This is a genomic window from Streptomyces sp. NBC_00028, from assembly GCF_045041065.1.
In the GTDB taxonomy this organism is placed as follows: Bacteria; Actinomycetota; Actinomycetes; order Streptomycetales; family Streptomycetaceae; genus Streptomyces.
Genome location: NZ_CP108293.1, coordinates 8,814,686 through 8,830,916, shown reverse-complemented (window position 1 = coordinate 8,830,916; position 16,231 = coordinate 8,814,686). Strand labels below are relative to the sequence as shown.

General features: G+C 71.0%; 14 protein-coding genes. 2 read left to right on the top strand and 12 right to left on the bottom strand.

The window, feature by feature from the left end:
• Positions 1 to 48 precede the first annotated feature (48 nt).
• Complete coding sequence (locus OG885_RS39955) at positions 49 to 1,248, bottom strand: DUF6777 domain-containing protein (protein ID WP_405740694.1); 1,200 nt, start codon at positions 1,246 to 1,248, stop codon at positions 49 to 51.
• 136 nt (positions 1,249 to 1,384) lie between these two features.
• Between OG885_RS39955 and OG885_RS39950 the strand changes: the two genes are divergently transcribed.
• Positions 1,385 to 2,806, top strand: a complete 1,422-nt coding sequence (locus OG885_RS39950; RefSeq protein WP_405740692.1) for a lipase maturation factor family protein — start codon at positions 1,385 to 1,387, stop codon at positions 2,804 to 2,806.
• Here OG885_RS39950 and OG885_RS39945 read toward each other — a convergent pair.
• The 8 genes from OG885_RS39945 to OG885_RS39910 are packed head-to-tail and all read right to left on the bottom strand — an operon-like array spanning position 2,794 to position 10,603.
• On the bottom strand, positions 2,794 to 3,615 hold the full coding sequence (locus OG885_RS39945) for an amidohydrolase family protein (RefSeq protein WP_405740689.1): 822 nt from the start codon (positions 3,613 to 3,615) through the stop codon (positions 2,794 to 2,796). The genes OG885_RS39950 and OG885_RS39945 overlap by 13 nt on opposite strands.
• Positions 3,612 to 3,926, bottom strand: a complete 315-nt coding sequence (locus tag OG885_RS39940) for an L-rhamnose mutarotase (RefSeq protein WP_405740686.1) — start codon at positions 3,924 to 3,926, stop codon at positions 3,612 to 3,614. Before OG885_RS39940 ends, OG885_RS39945 begins: the two co-directional genes overlap by 4 nt.
• Positions 3,923 to 4,873: an aldo/keto reductase gene (locus OG885_RS39935; protein ID WP_405740683.1), complete on the bottom strand. Its 951-nt coding sequence runs from the start codon at positions 4,871 to 4,873 to the stop codon at positions 3,923 to 3,925. Before OG885_RS39935 ends, OG885_RS39940 begins: the two co-directional genes overlap by 4 nt.
• Positions 4,870 to 5,625, bottom strand: a complete 756-nt coding sequence (locus tag OG885_RS39930) for an SDR family NAD(P)-dependent oxidoreductase (RefSeq protein WP_405740680.1) — start codon at positions 5,623 to 5,625, stop codon at positions 4,870 to 4,872. Before OG885_RS39930 ends, OG885_RS39935 begins: the two co-directional genes overlap by 4 nt.
• Complete coding sequence (locus tag OG885_RS39925) at positions 5,622 to 6,980, bottom strand: L-fuconate dehydratase (protein ID WP_405740677.1); 1,359 nt, start codon at positions 6,978 to 6,980, stop codon at positions 5,622 to 5,624. Before OG885_RS39925 ends, OG885_RS39930 begins: the two co-directional genes overlap by 4 nt.
• Positions 6,981 to 7,006: 26 nt before the next feature.
• Positions 7,007 to 8,032 carry an ABC transporter permease gene (locus OG885_RS39920; protein WP_405740674.1) on the bottom strand — a complete coding sequence of 342 codons (1,026 nt, stop codon included), beginning with the start codon at positions 8,030 to 8,032 and terminating at the stop codon, positions 7,007 to 7,009.
• Positions 8,025 to 9,518, bottom strand: coding sequence for a sugar ABC transporter ATP-binding protein (locus tag OG885_RS39915; RefSeq protein ID WP_405740671.1), 1,494 nt, complete (start codon positions 9,516 to 9,518; stop codon positions 8,025 to 8,027). The genes OG885_RS39920 and OG885_RS39915 overlap by 8 nt, the downstream gene beginning before the upstream one ends.
• Positions 9,515 to 10,603 carry a sugar ABC transporter substrate-binding protein gene (locus OG885_RS39910; protein ID WP_405740668.1) on the bottom strand — a complete coding sequence of 363 codons (1,089 nt, stop codon included), beginning with the start codon at positions 10,601 to 10,603 and terminating at the stop codon, positions 9,515 to 9,517. The genes OG885_RS39915 and OG885_RS39910 overlap by 4 nt, the downstream gene beginning before the upstream one ends.
• Before the next feature lie 165 nt (positions 10,604 to 10,768).
• Here OG885_RS39910 and OG885_RS39905 point away from each other — a divergent pair, with 165 nt between their 5' ends.
• A complete protein-coding gene (locus OG885_RS39905) occupies positions 10,769 to 11,470 on the top strand; it encodes a FadR/GntR family transcriptional regulator (protein ID WP_405740665.1) in 702 nt (233 codons plus the stop codon).
• Between the two features lie 10 nt (positions 11,471 to 11,480).
• Here OG885_RS39905 and OG885_RS39900 read toward each other — a convergent pair whose 3' ends face one another.
• The 3 genes from OG885_RS39900 to OG885_RS39890 all read right to left on the bottom strand — a co-directional run bounded on the left by OG885_RS39900 (position 11,481) and on the right by OG885_RS39890 (position 16,203).
• Positions 11,481 to 11,957, bottom strand: a complete 477-nt coding sequence (locus tag OG885_RS39900) for a hypothetical protein (protein ID WP_405740662.1) — start codon at positions 11,955 to 11,957, stop codon at positions 11,481 to 11,483.
• Positions 11,958 to 12,037: 80 nt separating this feature from the next.
• Positions 12,038 to 13,183: a winged helix DNA-binding domain-containing protein gene (locus OG885_RS39895; protein ID WP_405740659.1), complete on the bottom strand. Its 1,146-nt coding sequence runs from the start codon at positions 13,181 to 13,183 to the stop codon at positions 12,038 to 12,040.
• On the bottom strand, positions 13,180 to 16,203 hold the full coding sequence (locus tag OG885_RS39890) for an alpha-mannosidase (RefSeq protein ID WP_405740656.1): 3,024 nt from the start codon (positions 16,201 to 16,203) through the stop codon (positions 13,180 to 13,182). The genes OG885_RS39895 and OG885_RS39890 overlap by 4 nt, the downstream gene beginning before the upstream one ends.
• Positions 16,204 to 16,231: the final 28 nt, after the last annotated feature.

Here is a 16,231-nt window from a genome sequence, read left to right as displayed (position 1 = left end):
CTTGCCAGGATTTGTCCGATTCTTCGACTGGGGCGGTCGCCGGGGGCATCAACTTCCGAAGACGTCCGTGGGGCTGTCGAAGATGCTGTCGGTGGAGACCGGCTCGTCAGGGCTGTCGGGGACGAGCCCGCCGCCGTCGGGCAGATCGGGGGTGTCCGGGACTGTCTCGGGGCCGATGTCCTGCCCGGTGTCCGTGGGCCGTGCAGTGGAGGGCGTGCCGGGGGCGGTCTGGGTCTGCGGCGCGGTCGTCGGAGGCGACGCGGTGGCGGTTTCGGCCGGGCAGGCCGGGTTCTGTGTGCCGGGCGTCGCGGGGAGGGGGACGCCCGCGGTGACGGTGACGGTCGGGGTGGCGCAGTCGGTCGCCAGCCCCTGCCCGTCCGACGGAGAGGCGGAGTTCTCGCTCTCGCCGGGCGTCACACCGGCACCGGACCCGGTCCCCGACGGGCGGGGCGTGGGTGTCGGCGTGGCGGTCGGGGCGGGCGTCGGGATCAGCGGCTCCGGCCGGGGTACGACGTGGTCGTGGCGTACGTCGTGTCCGCAGCGCCGCTCGATCCAGGTGTTGTCGACGACGTCGATGATCGTGATGCGGGTGATGACCTGGGGCGCCGGGGTCACGACGATCACCTGGTCGTGCCCGTAACCGGACCACGCCCGCCCCTTCGTCCCGGGGTTGCCGTGCTGCGGCGGCGCGGCCGTCAGCGGGTTGCCGCAGGCACAGCGGACGCGGGGGACGCCCCGGTCGTCGACGAGGACGGCGGTGCCGGCCTGAAGGACGGACGGGAAGTCGGTGGCCCGCCCGCCCCGGTATCCGTGGTTGGTGACACGGGTGTCGGCACGCAGCACGACCGAGGTGAGGGAGCGCAGGTAGGCGGGGACCGAGGCCCGCGGGACGCCGGCGACCTGGGCGAAGGCGCCCCCCTTGGCCGGGTCGGCGGTCAGCTGGTCGATCTGCCGGTTCACGTCACAGCTGCCGGTGCCCGCGGTGCCGCCGTAGAGGCCGGGCGTGCCGCCCGAGATCGAGCGGTCGCCGGACTGGTGCGGTTGCTGCGTTCGGGTGACGGGTGCGGCCGTGGCCGTCGCGGTCGCCGTGGACGCGGTGAAGGGGTCCGGCCCCTGTGCCGCGACGGGCTGGAGGAAGACCTCCACGCTCGCCCTCGTGCCGTTCGCGATGTCATTGGATGCCGCGCAGCCGACGACGATCAGCGCCGCCGAGAGCGCGCAGACAGTGACGAAGGTTCCGGTGCGCACCGTGCTCTCCCACCTCATGACGGGTAATTCGTCACTATTGTCTGCTTCACTCACTTGGGTTACGCAAGCGGAGGAGTGGTAGACGGAGAGTGACACGGGGTTTTCGCGCGACAATGGCAGGAAGGAGCACCTGGCCGTGAACTGGTTCACCGCACCCGACTACTGGCTCAGCCGACTGGTCTTCCAGCGGGCGCTGGCCGGTGTGTACCTCGTGGCCTTCCTGACGGCGGCCCTGCAGTTCAAGGCCCTCCTCGGCTCGCGCGGCATGCTTCCCATCCCCCGCTACGTCGAACGGCTGCCCTTCAAGGCCGCCCCCAGCCTGTTCCATCTCCACTACTCCGACCGCTTCTTCGCCGGCTGCGCCTGGGCGGGCTGCGCGGTGTCGGCGGCGCTGCTCGCGGGCCTCGACTCCCGGCTGCCGCTGGCGGCGGGGATGGCGCTGTGGCTGGTGCCCTGGCTGCTGTATCTGTCGATCGTCAACGTGGGCCAGACCTGGTACGCGTTCGGCTGGGAGTCCCTGCTGCTCGAAGTCGGCTTCCTGGCCGTCTTCCTGGGCAACGACGACGTGGCCCCGCCGGTCGTGGTGCTGTTCCTGCTGCGCTGGATCCTCTTCCGGGTGGAGTTCGGGGCCGGTCTGATCAAGATGCGCGGGGACGCGTGCTGGCGGAAGCTGACCTGTCTGGACCACCATCACGAGACCCAGCCGATGCCGGGCCCGCTGAGCTGGTTCTTCCACCATCTCCCCCGGCCGCTGCACCGGGTCGAGGTGGCCGCGAACCACTTCACCCAACTCGTCGTGCCCATCCTGCTGTTCACTCCCCAGCCGCTCGCCACGGCAGCCGCCGCACTGATGATCGTCACCCAGCTGTGGCTGGTCCTGTCGGGCAACTTCTCCTGGCTGAACTGGATCACCGTCGTGCTGGCCCTGTCGGCGGTCGAGTTCCCGTACGACGCCCCGTCGACGCCCGACGCCCCGCTCTGGTACGAGATCGTCGTCCTGGCCGTCGCCGCGGTGCTGGTCTGTCTCAGCTACCACCCGGTGACCAACATGGTCTCCCGCCGCCAGATCATGAACCGCTCCTTCGACCCGCTCCATCTGGTCAACTCCTACGGCGCGTTCGGCAGCGTCAGCCGGATCCGCTACGAGGTCGTCGTCGAGGGCACGGCCGAGGACGTGCCGCGCGAGGACTCGGACTGGCGGGAGTACGAGTTCAAGGGCAAGCCCGGCGATCCCCGGCGCTGGCCGCGCCAGTTCGCCCCGTACCATCTGCGGCTCGACTGGTTGATGTGGTTCGCGGCGCTGTCGCCCGCGTACGCGGGGTCGTGGTTCGGCACGTTCGTGGAACGGCTGCTGGAGAACGACCGCGACACCCTCAGACTGCTCCGCCGCTCCCCGTTCCCGCCGGACGCCCCGCCGCGCTACGTCCGTGCCCGTCTCTTCCGCTACCGGTACACGACCTGGCGTGAACTGCGGGAGACGGGCGCGTGCTGGGAGCGGACGTATGTGCGCGAGTATCTGCCGCCGACGCGGCTGGCGGGGGTGGCTCAGAGGTCGTAGACCCGGGTGGCGGTCGCCCCGAGGATTCGGGGGTCCGTGCCTACCAACCGGCGGGTGACGTCCAGCACTTGACCGTAGGTCGCCGCCAGTCGGCACACCGGCCAGTCCGAGCCCCACATGAGCCGGTCCGGGCCGAAGGCGTCCAACGCCGTCTCCGTGCACGGGCGCAGGTCGTCGGCGGTCCAGGAGCCGGGGTCCGCCTCGGTGACCAGCCCCGAGAGCTTGGCGACCGTGTTGGGCAGCGCCGCGAGGGCCCGGAGGTCGGCGGCCCAGGCGTCCAGGTCACCCGAGGCGATCGGCGGCTTGCCCAAGTGGTCCAGGACGAAGGTCAGTTGCGGCAGGAGTACGGCCGCCTTCGCGCAGGCCGGCAGCTGATGCGGCAGGACCACCAGGTCGTACACCAGCCCCGCCTCCGCGACCGCCGCGAGCCCCCGCTGTACGTCGGTCCGCAGCAGCCACTCCGGGTCGGGCTCGCCCTGGACCTGGTGCCGGACACCCTTGAGGAAGCGCCCGCCCGGGAGTTCGCGCAGTCCCGCCAGTGCGTCGGCCACCGCAGGGCTCGTGAGGTCGGTCCAGCCGACGACGCCTGCGATCAGGTCGTGTTCCGCCGCGAGCGCGAGGAACTCGGGGGTCTCCTCGGCGACGGTGACGGTCTGCACGAGCACCGTCCGGTCGACTCCGGCGGACCGGGCCTCCGCGGCGAGGTCGTCGACCGTGAAGTCCCGGCGGATCGGGCTGCCCTCGGCGATCCAGTCCTGGTCGCGCACCGACAGGTCCCACAGGTGGTGGTGCGCGTCGACGACGGTCATGGCAGTTCCCAGACCACGGGCAGGCCGGCGTCCGCGCCTTCGGCCGTGTAGTCGTGGACGACGTCCAGCAGTTCGGCCATTCTCGCCTGCCAGGCGATGTTGACCGGCAGCCGCTCCAGCTCGGCGAGGAGCCGTCCGTAGTCCTCGCACTCCAGGACGTGGAAGAGATCGGTGCCGCTGCGCCAGATCGTCCAGGAGCTCGCGCCCGCGGCGCGGATGGCGTCCGTCAGCTCCTTCGGGACCTCGCGGTGGGCCGCCTCGTACTCCGTGACGCGATCCGCGCGCACCTTGGTGTGCAGGGCGATCCTCATGCGGGCTCCTTCAGCAGGCCGGTCTCCCGCAGCTCCTGCCAGAAGGCCTCCGGTACCGGCGTCGCGAACTGGTCGGCGCTGTCGTGGACCTCGGTCGCCGAGCGGGCTCCCACCAGGACGCTCGTGACGGCCGGATGGGCGGCGCAGAAGGCCAGGGCGGCGGCGCGCAGGCCGATGCCGTGCCGCTCGGCGACCGCCTTCATGCGCAGGGCCCGGTCCAGCAACTCGGTCGGCGCCTCGGTGTAGTTGTACGTCGCGCCGGGCTTCGGGTCCGCGAGCAGCCCGGAGTTGAAGGCGCCGCCGACGACGACGGAGGTGCCCTTGGCGAGGGCGGCGGGGAGCAGCTCGGTGGCCGCGCTCTGGTCGAGCAGGGTGTAGCGGCCGGCGCACAGCACCACGTCCACGTCCGTGTCACGGACGAAGCGGGTGAGCATCCCGGCCTGGTTCATCCCGGCGCCGATCGCGCCGACGACGCCCTCCGCCCGGAGCTTCTCCAGGGCCGGGTAGCCCTCGCGGAAGGCCTGCTCGGCGTGGTCGTCGGGGTCGTGCAGATAGACCATGTCGACGCGGTCGAGGCCGAGGCGTTCGAGGCTGGCGTCGAGGGTGCGTCGTACGCCGTCCTCGGTGAAGTCCCAGACGCGGCGGTGCGTGGCGGGGACGGCGAAGCCGTGGGCCAGGTCGTCACCGCCGGCGGCCGAGGGCTCCAGGCGGCGGCCTACCTTGGTCGAGATCAGATACTCCTCGCGCGGGTGCTCGCGCAGGGCCGCGCCCAGGCGGCGTTCGGACAGGCCGAGGCCGTAGTGGGGCGCGGTGTCGTAGTAGCGGATGCCGCGCTCCCAGGCGGCGGACACCGCCTCGTGCGCCTGCTGCTCGGGGACCTCGGTGTAGAGGTTGGCGATGACGGCGGCTCCGAAGCCCAGCCCCGATGGCGTGGGGGGCGTGCTCACTGGCCCGCCGGGCGCAGTCGCAGGCCCTGCATGCCGCCGTCCACGGCGAGGGAGGTGCCGGTGGTGGCGCCGGAGAGCGGGCTCGCCAAGTAGGCGATGGCGCCCGCGACCTCGTCGGCCGAGACAAGGCGGCCGGTGGGCTGGCGGGCCTCCAGGGCGGCGCGTTCGGCGGCGGGGTCGGGGGCCTTGTCCAGGAGGCGGCCGATCCACGGGGTGTCCGCCGTACCGGGGTTGACGCAGTTGACGCGGATGCCCTCGCGGACGTGGTCGGCGGCCATGGCGAGGGTCAGCGAGTACACCGCGCCCTTGGTCGCGCTGTAGAGGGCGCGTTGGGGAAGGCCCGCGGTGGCGGCGATGGAGCAGGTGTTGACGATCGCCGCGTGGGACGACCGGCGCAGGTGTGGGAGGGCGGCGCGGGCGGTGCGGACCATACCGATGACGTTGACGTCCAGGACGCGGTGCCATTCGGCGTCGTCGTTGTCCTCGACGGTGCCCTGGGCGCCGATCCCCGCGTTGTTGACCAGGACGTCGAGGCCGCCCAGTTCGGCGACGGCGGCGGCGACCGCCTGGCGCACGGAGGCGTCGTCGGTGACGTCGGCCTTGTGTCCGAGCAGGGGCTCGGTCACGGACGACGGGTCGAGGTCGAGGACGGCGACCTGGGCGCCGCGGGCGGCCAGGAGTTCCGCGGTGGCCCGGCCGATGCCGGAGGCGCCGCCGGTCACCAGGGCCTTGAGGCCCTCGAAGTCGGTCATGCCGCGTGTCCCTTCTTGTGCGCTGCGTCGGCGAGATCTTCTGCCCAGAAGGCGCCGTCCGGGAACGTGTAGCGGGCGATCGACTCGGGCCGCATGGTGGCCGAGAAGCCCGGCGCGGTGGGTGCCGTGTAGTGACCTTCCCTGATCACCACCGGGTCGAGGAAGTGGTCGTGCAGATGATCGACGTACTCGATGACACGGTCCTCGGTGGTGCCGGTGATCGCGACGTAGTCGAACATCGACAGGTGCTGGACGAGTTCGCACAGCCCCACACCTCCCGCGTGCGGGCAGACCGGGACACCGAACTTGGCGGCGAGCAGCAGGATCGCGAGGTTCTCGTGGACGCCGCCGACCCGGGCCGCGTCGATCTGGACGACGTCGACGGCGCCGGCCTGGAGGAGCTGCTTGAAGACGACCCGGTTCTGGACGTGCTCGCCGGTGGCGACCTTCACCGGGGCGACGGCCTCGCGGATCGCGGCGTGGCCGAGGATGTCGTCGGGGCTGGTGGGCTCCTCGATCCAGTACGGGTCGAACTCGGCGAGGGCCTTGGTCCAGCGGACCGCCTCGTCGACGTCCCAGCGCTGGTTGGCGTCGATCGCGACACGGATGTCGGGGCCGACCACGTGGCGGGCGACCCGGCAGCGCCGTATGTCGTCGTCCAGGTCCGCGCCGACCTTCAGCTTGATCTGCCGGAAGCCGTCGGCGACGGCCTCGGTGGCGAGGCGGGTGAGTTTGGCGTCGTCGTAGCCGAGCCAGCCCGGGGAGGTGGTGTAGGCGGGGTAGCCGCGTTCCGACAGCGTGCTGATACGTTCCGCCGCGCCCGCCCTCCCCCGGCGCAGGATCTGGAGTGCCTCGTCCGGCGTCAGCGCGTCCGTGAGGTACCGGAAGTCGATCTGGCGGACCAGCCATTCGGGCTCGGCGTCGGCGAGCAGCCGCCACAGGGGCTTGTCGGCGCGCTTGGCGGCGAGGTCCCACACGGCGTTGACGACCGCGCCGATCGCCATGTGCATCACGCCCTTCTCCGGGCCGAGCCAGCGCAGTTGGCTGTCGCCGATCAGGTCGCGGTTCAGGGTTGCGGGGTCGGCGCACAGCTCCTCGACGGACCGGCCGACCACGTGGTGCCGCAGTGCGTGGATGGCGGCCACCTGGACCTCGTTGCCCCGCCCGATGGTGAAGCTGAAGCCGTGCCCCTCGTGTCCGTCACCGGCGTCGGTGCGCAGGACGACGTACGCGGCCGAGTAGTCGGGGTCCGGGTTCATCGCGTCGGAGCCGTCGAGCTCGCGCGAGGTGGGGAAGCGGATGTCGTGGGTGTCGACCGCGGTGATGCGGGCGACGCCGGCGGGGGTCGGTGACACGGAGGGCCTTTCAGTAGGGGACGGGGTCAGTCCTGGGCGCGGCCGGTGGTGACGCGGGCGATCATGAGGGCGAGGAGGATGATTCCGCCGTAGATGGCGTCGATCCAGAAGGACGGCACCTGGGCCATGGTGAGCATGGTCTTGACGACACCCAGCAGGAGTACGCCGGTCAGGGCGCCGAACATGGTCCCCCGGCCGCCGTCGAGGCTGATGCCTCCGATGACGGCCGCGGCGAACACCGTGAAGATCATGTTCTGGCCCTGGTTGGCGCCGATGGCACCGACGTAGCCGGTGTACATGAGGCCGCCGATCGAGGCGAGCACCCCGGCGACGACGTACACCCCGAGCCGGACGCGGTCGACCCGGATACCGGCCGCGCGGGCCGCCTCCAGGTTGCCGCCGATCGCGTACAGCGCGCGGCCGATCCGGTGGTACTTGAGGACGAGCCCGGCCACCGCGAAGGCCACGGCGGCCACCCACACCGACATCGGGATCCGCAGGAACGTGGTGGTGGCGAGCGAGAAGAACGCGTCCGGCATGCCGAACAGCGTCTTGCCCTTGGTGGCGCCGACCAGCAACCCCCGCAGGATGATCAGCATGGCCAGGGTGACGATGAAGGCGTTGAGCTTCACCTTCACCACGAGGATGCCGTTGAACGCCCCGATGACCGCTCCCACCAGGGGGATGGCCAGCAGGGCGACCGCGGCGGGCAGTTCCGTGCCCCAGCCGGCCTGTGCCGCGGGCAGCACCAGGAGCGCCGCCACCGCCGGAGCGATGCCGACCACCGACTCCAGTGACAGGTCGAACTTGCCGGTGATGAGTACCAGCGACTCGGCGAGCACGACCATCGCGAGCGCGGCGGACGAGGCCAGGATGGAGACCAGGGTGGCTTCGGTGAGGAAGGAGTCGTTGAGTACGCCGCCGAGCACGAGGAGCAGCAACAGCGCGGGGACGAGAGCCAGTTCGCGCGCCCTGCGCAGCAGCACCGCACGAGCCGCCCCCGCCTCGGGCACGCGCTGCTGCTTCACCGGCGGAGCCTTGGTGTCAGCCATGGTGGTCCACTCCTTCGATGGAGGCGATCAGCTCGTGGTCGCGCCAGCCGGCCGCGTGCTCGGCGACCACGCGGCCGTGGAAGAGGACGAGGACGCGGTCGCAGCGGCGCAGGTCGTCGAGTTCGTCGGAGACGACGAGTACGGCGGTGCCGTCGTCGCGGGCGCTGTCCACATGGGCGAGCAGTGACTCCTTGGACTTCACGTCGACGCCCGCGGTGGGGTTGATGAGGACGAGGAGACGGGGATCGGAGGCGAGGGCGCGGGCCATGACGACCTTCTGCGCGTTGCCGCCGGACAGGTCGGAGACGGGCTGGTCGGGGCCTTCGGTGTGGATGTCGAGGCGGTCGATCAGTTCGGTGGCGAAGCCCCGTCTGCGGTCGCTGCCGACGAAGCCGAAGCGGCCGAGCCGGTCCAGGACGCTCATGGTGGCGTTGTCACCGATACTCATGCCGAACACGAGGCCCTGTCCGTGCCGGTCGCGCGGCACGCAGCCGACGCCGGCCTTCAGGGCGGCCTGTACATCGCCGAACGGCAGCTGTGTACCGTCGAGTCGGGCGGTGCCGCTCGTCGGTGTGTGCAGCCCCGTGAACGACTCGGCGAGCTCGATCTTCCCGCTGCCGCTGATACCGGCGAGCCCGACGACCTCGCCGCGGCGGACGGTCAGGTCGATGTCCCGGTAGGCGTCGGAGGTGAGCCCGCGTGCGTCGAGCAGGACGGGAGCCCCGGCATCGACAGAGCGCCCTCGTACGGCGTGTTCGGCGACCGTCTCCCCCGCCATGGCCTCCACCAGCGCGGCCCGTGGCAGGTCCGCCACGGGTGCCGTGGTGATCCAGCGGGCGTCGCGCAGGACGGTGACGGTCTGGCAGACCTCGTAGACCTCCTGGAGGTGGTGGGAGATGAAGAGGAAGGTGACGCCGGACTCCTGGAGGGCCCGCATCCGGGTGAAGAGGCGTTCGATCTCCCGGTTGTCGAGCTGGGCGGTCGGTTCGTCGAGGACGATGAAGCGGGCGCCGAAGCTCAAGGCCCGGGCGATCTCCACCATTTGGCGGTCCTCGACCTTGAGGTCGGCGGTGCGGGCCTCCGGGTCGACGTGGACGCCCCAGGTGCCGAGGAGCTCGGCGGCGTCGCGGCGGAGTCTTCGCCAGCTGATGAATCCGCGGTGCAGGGGCTGGCGGTTGATGAACAGGTTCTCGGCGACGGTGAGTTCGGGGACGACGGTCGGCTTCTGGTAGACGCAGGCGACCTTGCGCCGCCAGGCGTCCCGGTCGGCGAGCGCGGGGGCGGGTTCGCCGTCGAAGCGGACCGTTCCCTCGTCCGGGGACTGGAGGCCGCTGAGGATGTTCACCAGCGTGGACTTGCCGGCGCCGTTGCGGCCGACGAGGGCGTGGGACTCGCGCGGCAGCACGGTGAGGCGGCCGTCGGCGAGGGCGGTGGTCGGGCCGTACCGCTTGACGATGCTCTGGGCTTCTACGAGTGCCGTGGTCATTTGACGGTGTTGCCCCACAGGTCGGGGTCGTCGACGTTGTCCTTGGTGACCAGGGGCGCGGGGAGCTGGTCCTCCAGGATGCCGCTGGGCAGCTTGACGATCGTCGAGTCGTGGTCCGTGGGGCCGGGCTTGAAGGTCTCCCCCTTCATCGCCGCCTTGATGTAGTACATGCCGTACTTGGCGTACAGGTCCGCGGGCTGGGAGACGGTGGCGTCGATCTCGCCCTTGCGGATGGCCTCGTACTCCTGCGGGATGCCGTCGTTGGAGACGATGGTGATGTGCCCGGACTGTCCGGCGGTCTTCAGCATGCCCTTGGACTTCAGGGTCTGGAGGGTCGGCGCGAGATAGACGCCGCCGGCCTGCATGTAGATGCCCTTGATGTCGGGGTTGGAGTTCAGCAGGGTGTCGAGTTTCGAGGCGGCCGCGTCGGACTCCCACTTGGCGGGGATCTCCAGCACCTTCAGCTTCGGGAAGTTCTTCTTCACGCAGGCCCGGAACGCCTCCGAACGGTCCCGGCCGTTGACCGAGGCGAGGTCGCCCATGATCTGCACGACCTTGCCGGAGGGGATCTGCTTGCCGAGGTACTGGCAGGCCTTCTCGCCGTACGCGACGTTGTTCGCGCGCACGACCATGGCGACCTTGCCCTTGTCGGGGGCCACGTCGACGGCGACCACGGGTACGCCCTTGCGTTCCGCCTGGTCCAGGCCGGCTTCGATGGCGGCGCTGTCCAGCGGGGCGACGACCAGGCCCTCGACGCCCTGGTTGAGTTCGGTGTTGATGTCGGTGATCTGCTGGGAGGGATCGCTGTTGGAGTTGACCGTCTTGAGCGCGTCGACGCCCTCGGATTTCGCCATCTTCGGGACATAGTCGTTGTACGACTGCCAGAACGGCGAGGTGAGCAGGGGCAGGACCACCCCGACCTTGCCGTTCCCGTCGCCCGCGGCGGTGGTGGAACCGCCGGTGTCCTTGGTGCTGCCGCATGCCGTGAGCGCGAGCCCCGCGCAGGCGGCCGCAGCCGTCGTACGCACCGCCCACACCGATATGCCCCTGTTACGACGTCCGTTCCGCACTGTCCAGCCGGCCATCTCTCAGCTCCTCGTCGAGCGTGATCGAGCAGATGCCCGCATATTTATCAGACCACTTCGCCTCCACAACACCCTGTGGAGCCGATTTTCCGTGCGCTCGGGCCATAGTGGTCAGACCACCTCGGTGGTTAGACTGCGGCGCACGGCGAGTGGAGGAGTGGTGGCGTGGAGGAGACCCCGCAGAAGGGCACGGTGACCCAGCGGGCGATCGAGCAGATCAAGGCGATGATCGCCCAGGGCAGCCTGGAGCCCGGGCAGCGGCTGCCCACGGAACGGGATCTGGCCGTGCAGCTGGGGATCTCGCGCAGCTCGATGCGGGAGGCGATCCGCGCGCTGACGGTGCTGGGGGTGCTGGAGGCCCGGCACGGTTCGGGCATCTACGTGACGCAGTTGGAGGCCGGTGACCTGCTGGAGACGTTCGGCGTGGTCGCCGATCTGTCCCGCGGCCCGCGTCTGGTGGAGCTGCTGGAGGTGCGCCGCATCCTGGAGTCGACGGCGACCGCGCTGGCGGCGGCCCGGATCACCCCGGACCAGCTGGCCGAGGTGGAGAAGCACCTCACGGCGATGAACGCCACCGACGACCCCGAGGAGATCCTCGCCCACGACCTCGCCTTCCACCGCGAGATCGCCCTGGCCGCCGGCAACGACACCATGGCCGCGATCCTGGAGGGCCTGTCCTCACGCACCTTCCGGGCCCGGGTGTGGCGCGGCTACCAGGAAGAGGGTGCCTTCGAGCGGACGCGGCGGGAACATGCCGCGATCCATCGGGCGTTGGTGGCCCATGACCCGGAGGCGGCACGGGCCGCGGCGGCGGCTCATGTGGGTGAGGTGGAGCAGTGGCTGCGATCGCAGATCAGCGAGGCCTGACCACAGCGGCTCAGTCGCCCGAGAAGCCGAATATCCCCAGGTGGGTCGGCTCATCGCCGGTGTGCAGGACGACGTACAGGCCGGTCCACCGCATACGGCACTCGTCGAGGAGCGTCTCACCGGGGCCGGAGCGGGGTCCCATGGACGCATACGACCGGGCCAGCACCTCCCGGAACCGGTCGGGCGTGGGGTGCTCGGTGCCGAAATGGTGTCTGACGCGCTCGGGCGCGAGCGGGCGCAGGGTGCCGTAGTCCCGGACGTCGTGGTCCGAGGGGGCGGTGGTCGTGTGGACGACGCGGTCGATGTCCAGGATCGAGTGGGTCCCCTCCTCGCCCATGAACTCCTCGTCCGCCCAGAGCTCCTCAAGGCTCTCGTACGTGTCGTCGTCGCCGTACTCGTCCTGGAAGACCTGCGCGTGCAGCGCCTCCAGTGACTCCTCGACGGTCCCCTTGAACGGGGCGACGTACTCCCAACCGCTGGCACCCATGTGTCCCCGTCTCCCGATGCCGCATCCGCAAGATCGATGCCACCTTACGGACAGCCACTGACAACGCGGGGCGTGAGCGGTCAGTCAGGGAGTACCCGGGTCTGTCCCGTGGGGAGCTTGCTCCACCAGTGGGCGTACCGGCTGTAGACCCGCGGGTCCCGGTCCGCCAGGAGGGCGAGCAGTGCGCGTGCCTCCTCCGCCAGCCCGTCCCATGCCGCGTCCGGGAGGTCGTGGAAGGCCGTCGCCTCGATGCCGCCCTCCACGGGGCGCCACACCCCGGCCACGTACCCGTCGACCAGCAGCGTCGGCAGGACGTCTCCGTTGACCCGGGTCACCAGCTTGCGGTGGTCGGGCGGGATCATCCGGCTGCGGTCGTCGTACGCCAGCAGAACGCTGTCCCACATGGGGAGGAGGCGGGGTGGGGCGGGGGTGTCGGCGGGTGGGCGCGGGGCGTCCCGGACGTCGTACAGCGTCCTCCCCTCGGGGCCGGCCCACACCTCCAGCGTCTCGCCGAGCGTCCCCAACACGGCCCGGACGCGAGCCCGTTGGACCATCGCGAACTGGGCGATGTCCGCCACCGACGCGGGTCCGAAGCCTTCCAGGTAGCGCAGGACGAGGGTGCGCAGTGCCGCTCCGGGGTCGCCGGTGAAGCGGCCCTCGGGTGCGGCGACGTACGACGGGGAGTACTCGAAGGACCAGGGCCCGCCGGTCGGTACGTGCACCAGCGGGGCGTACGACCGCAGTCCCCACCACGCCCCCTCCTTCTTCTCCGCGCCCACCCGCTCCGCCAACCAGCCCGCCAGGTCGCCGTTCGACCGGGGCCGGGACGCGAACTCCAGGAACCCCGGCTCCAGTTCGGCCGCGTCCGCCGGGGTGAGACCCGCGGCGGCGAAGCGGTGGCCGAGCCGGGAGGCGTGCAGCGTCGGCTGCATCGCCTCCCGGACCGTGCCGTAGTCGTCGCGGTGGACCGCGTGCAGGGTGATCCGCAGCAGGGTCGCCTTCACCAGCGTGCGGTCGGCGAAGGCCGCGTCCAGTTCGGCCGGGTCGAAGCCGTCGAGCCGGTTCCACAGCGCGAGATACGGCGACGCGGGCTGCTGCGCCTGGAGGGCGAGGAGGCGCCGGACCGCGGCGGCGACTCCCAGTGGCTCCCGGCGCAGCAGCAGCTGACGGGCGAGTGTGGCCCGGTTGAGTTCCCGCGCGCTGATCGTCGTCGAAGTGCTCGTCACACCCCGGATTCTGCCCTCCTCAGGCGCAGGGTGACGAGCTGGAAGGGACGCAGGCGCAGCGGCACGCGGTTGCCGTCCCGGGTCACCGTTTCCGGCAGTGGCCGCTCCAGGAGGTCGGTCGCCGTCACGTCCGCCACCTCGAACCCGGCCGTCAGGGTGGCCCTGGCTCGTCCGCCGTGCGCCTCGTGCAGCCGTACGATCACGTCGCCGCTGGCGTCGTCGGCCAGCTTCACCGCCGTGATCACGACCGCGTCCTGGTCGGCCGTGACCAGCGGGGTCACCTCGCCGGCACCGGTGGTCCGGCGTTCCGGGAGGTTGATCCGCCAGCCCTCGCGGACCGCGTCGCCGATGCCCGCGCCGGGGATCAGCGCGTGCCGGAAGCGGTGGACGCCCTGGTCGGTCTCGGGGTCGGGGAAGCGCGGGGCACGGAGCAGGGAGACCCGGACGGAGGTCGTGGTACCGCCGTCGCCGTCCGTGCGCACCGTCCGGGTCACGTCGTGGCCGTACGTCGAGTCGTTGGCGACGGCGACGCCCCAGCCGGGCTCCTCCAGGTGGACGAAGCGGTGGTTGCAGGCCTCGAACTTGGCCGCCTCCCAGCTGGTGTTGGTGTGGGTGGGCCGGTGGAAGTGCCCGAACTGGGTCTCCGACGCGTACCGTTCGGCGTGCACGTCGAGCGGGAACGCCAGCTTCAGGAACTTCTCCGTCTCGTGCCAGTCGACCTCCGTGTCCAGCAGCAGCCGCCGCTCCCCCGGTGCGAGGGAGAGCAGTTGGGTGACGCGGGAGGAGCCGAAGGTGCGGACGATCCGCACGCCGCTCTCGCCGTCGGAGACGACCTCGTCCGCCGCCGTGAGGTCGGTGACCGTGTTGCGGTAGAACTCGTCCACGTCCCAGGCGTCCCACATGTTCGGGAAGTCGGGGTGGAGTTGGAGGAGGTTGGCGGCCGTGCCCGGCGCGATCGTCTCGCGGTCGGCCGCGATGTCGTGGGCCGAGACCACCAGTCCGTCGCCGTCGATCTCCACGCGCAGGAGGCCGTTGTCGAGGATGTGCCCTCCGGAGGGGCGGTCGGTGATCCGTGTGCGGCCTTCGACGACCGGTGTGGCGGCGCCGCCCGCCGGGACGGCGGCGCGGGTGTGTGGGGCGGAGTTGAAGACCAGCTCCCGGTCCCCCTCCCCCGCGAGGGCGCGCTGTGCGGACTCGATGATGCCGGTCAGCTCCTCGGCGACCCGCTCGTACGTCCTCCGCGCCTCGCGGTGCACCCACGCGATGGACGAGCCGGGCAGGATGTCGTGGAACTGGTGGAGCAGGACCGTCTTCCAGATGCGGTCCAAGTCCTCGTAGGGGTAGGGGAATCCGGTTCTGACGGCCGCCGTCGCCGCCCACAGTTCGGCCTCGCGCAGGAGATGTTCGCTGCGGCGGTTGCCCTGCTTGGTCTTCGCCTGGCTGGTGAGGGTGGCGCGGTGGAGTTCGAGATACAACTCGCCCACCCACACGGGCGGTTCCGGGTACTCGGACTCGGCCTTCTGGAAGAACTCCGTCGGCGTCTCCCACACCACGGTCGCAGATCCTTCGAGGTCGCGCAGACGGGCCGCCTTGGCGATCATCTCCCGGGTCGTGCCGCCGCCTCCGTCGCCCCAGCCGGTCGGGGCGAGGGAGTGCCGGGCGACGCCCTTGTCCTTGAAGTTGCGGGCCGCGTGGGCGATCTCGCTGCCCTTCATGGAGCAGTTGTAGGTGTCGACGGGCGGGAAGTGCGTGAAGATCCGGGTGCCGTCGATGCCCTCCCAACGGAAGGTGTGGTGCGGGAACTTGTTCGTCTGCGACCAGGAGATCTTCTGGGTCAGCAGCCACTTGGAGCCCGCCGCCTTGATGATCTGCGGCAGCCCGGCCGCGAAACCGAAGGTGTCGGGCAGCCACGCCTCGTCGTTCTCGATGCCGAACTCGTCGAGGAAGAACCGCTTGCCGTGCACGAACTGCCGGGCCATGGCCTCCGAACCAGGCATGTTGGTGTCCGACTCCACCCACATCCCGCCCGCCGGCACGAACCGGCCGTCCGCCACCGCCTTCTTCACCCGCGCCCACACCTCGGGCCGGTGTTCCTTCACCCACGCCCACTGCTGCGCCTGGGACATGGCGAAGACGAACTCCGGCTCGTCCTCCAGGAGTGCGGTCATGTTGGAGGTCGTACGGGCCACCTTGCGCACCGTCTCGCGCAGCGGCCACAGCCACGCCGAGTCGATGTGCGCGTGGCCGACCGCGCTGATGCGGTGCGCGGAGGGCGCGGCGGGCTCGGACAGGACGGTCTCCAGGCGTGCCCGCGCCTGGGCGGCGCTGCCGTTCACGTCCTGGAGGTCGACGGCGTCCAGGGCCCGGTCCACGGCCCGCACGAGGTCCCAGCGGCGCGCCGAGTCCGCCGGCAGCTCGTGCATCAGCTCGCCGAGCACCTCCAGGTCGAGGACGAGCTGCCAGACGGTCTCGTCGAAGACGGCGAGGTCCATGCGGGTGAGCGTGTACTGCGGTTCGTCGCCCGCGGTCTCCTTGTCGCCCAACTGCGTGGGCAGGAAGGGGTGGTAGTCGAGGATGACGGGGTTGGAGGCGGCCTCGATGTGCAGCCGCACCTCCTCGCCGCCCTCGACCGGCGCACCGATCCTGACCCACTGGTTGCGCGGGTTGAGGCCCTTCACCGGGGTGCCGTCGGGGCGGTAGACGAGGCCCTCGCACTGGAAGCCGGGCATGTTCTCGTCGAAGCCGAGATCGAGGAGCGCCTCGACGGTCTTCCCGGCCCATGCCTCGGGGACGGTCCCGGTGACCCGGAACCAACTGGTCCCCCACGGGGCGCCCCAGCGGGCGCCGACCTCGATCGGCTCGGGCTCGGACGCCAGCCCCTCGGCGACCGGCACCGGTTCACCGGGGGCGTGCCACACCGCCACGTCCAGCGGCACGGACTCGGGGTACACGGCGGGGCGGATGCGCTCGTCGAGGACGCGCTTGAGCCGGGCCTCGACCAGACGGCGGTCGTCATGCATGCGGGGTACTCCAAGCTGAGGGGGGTGG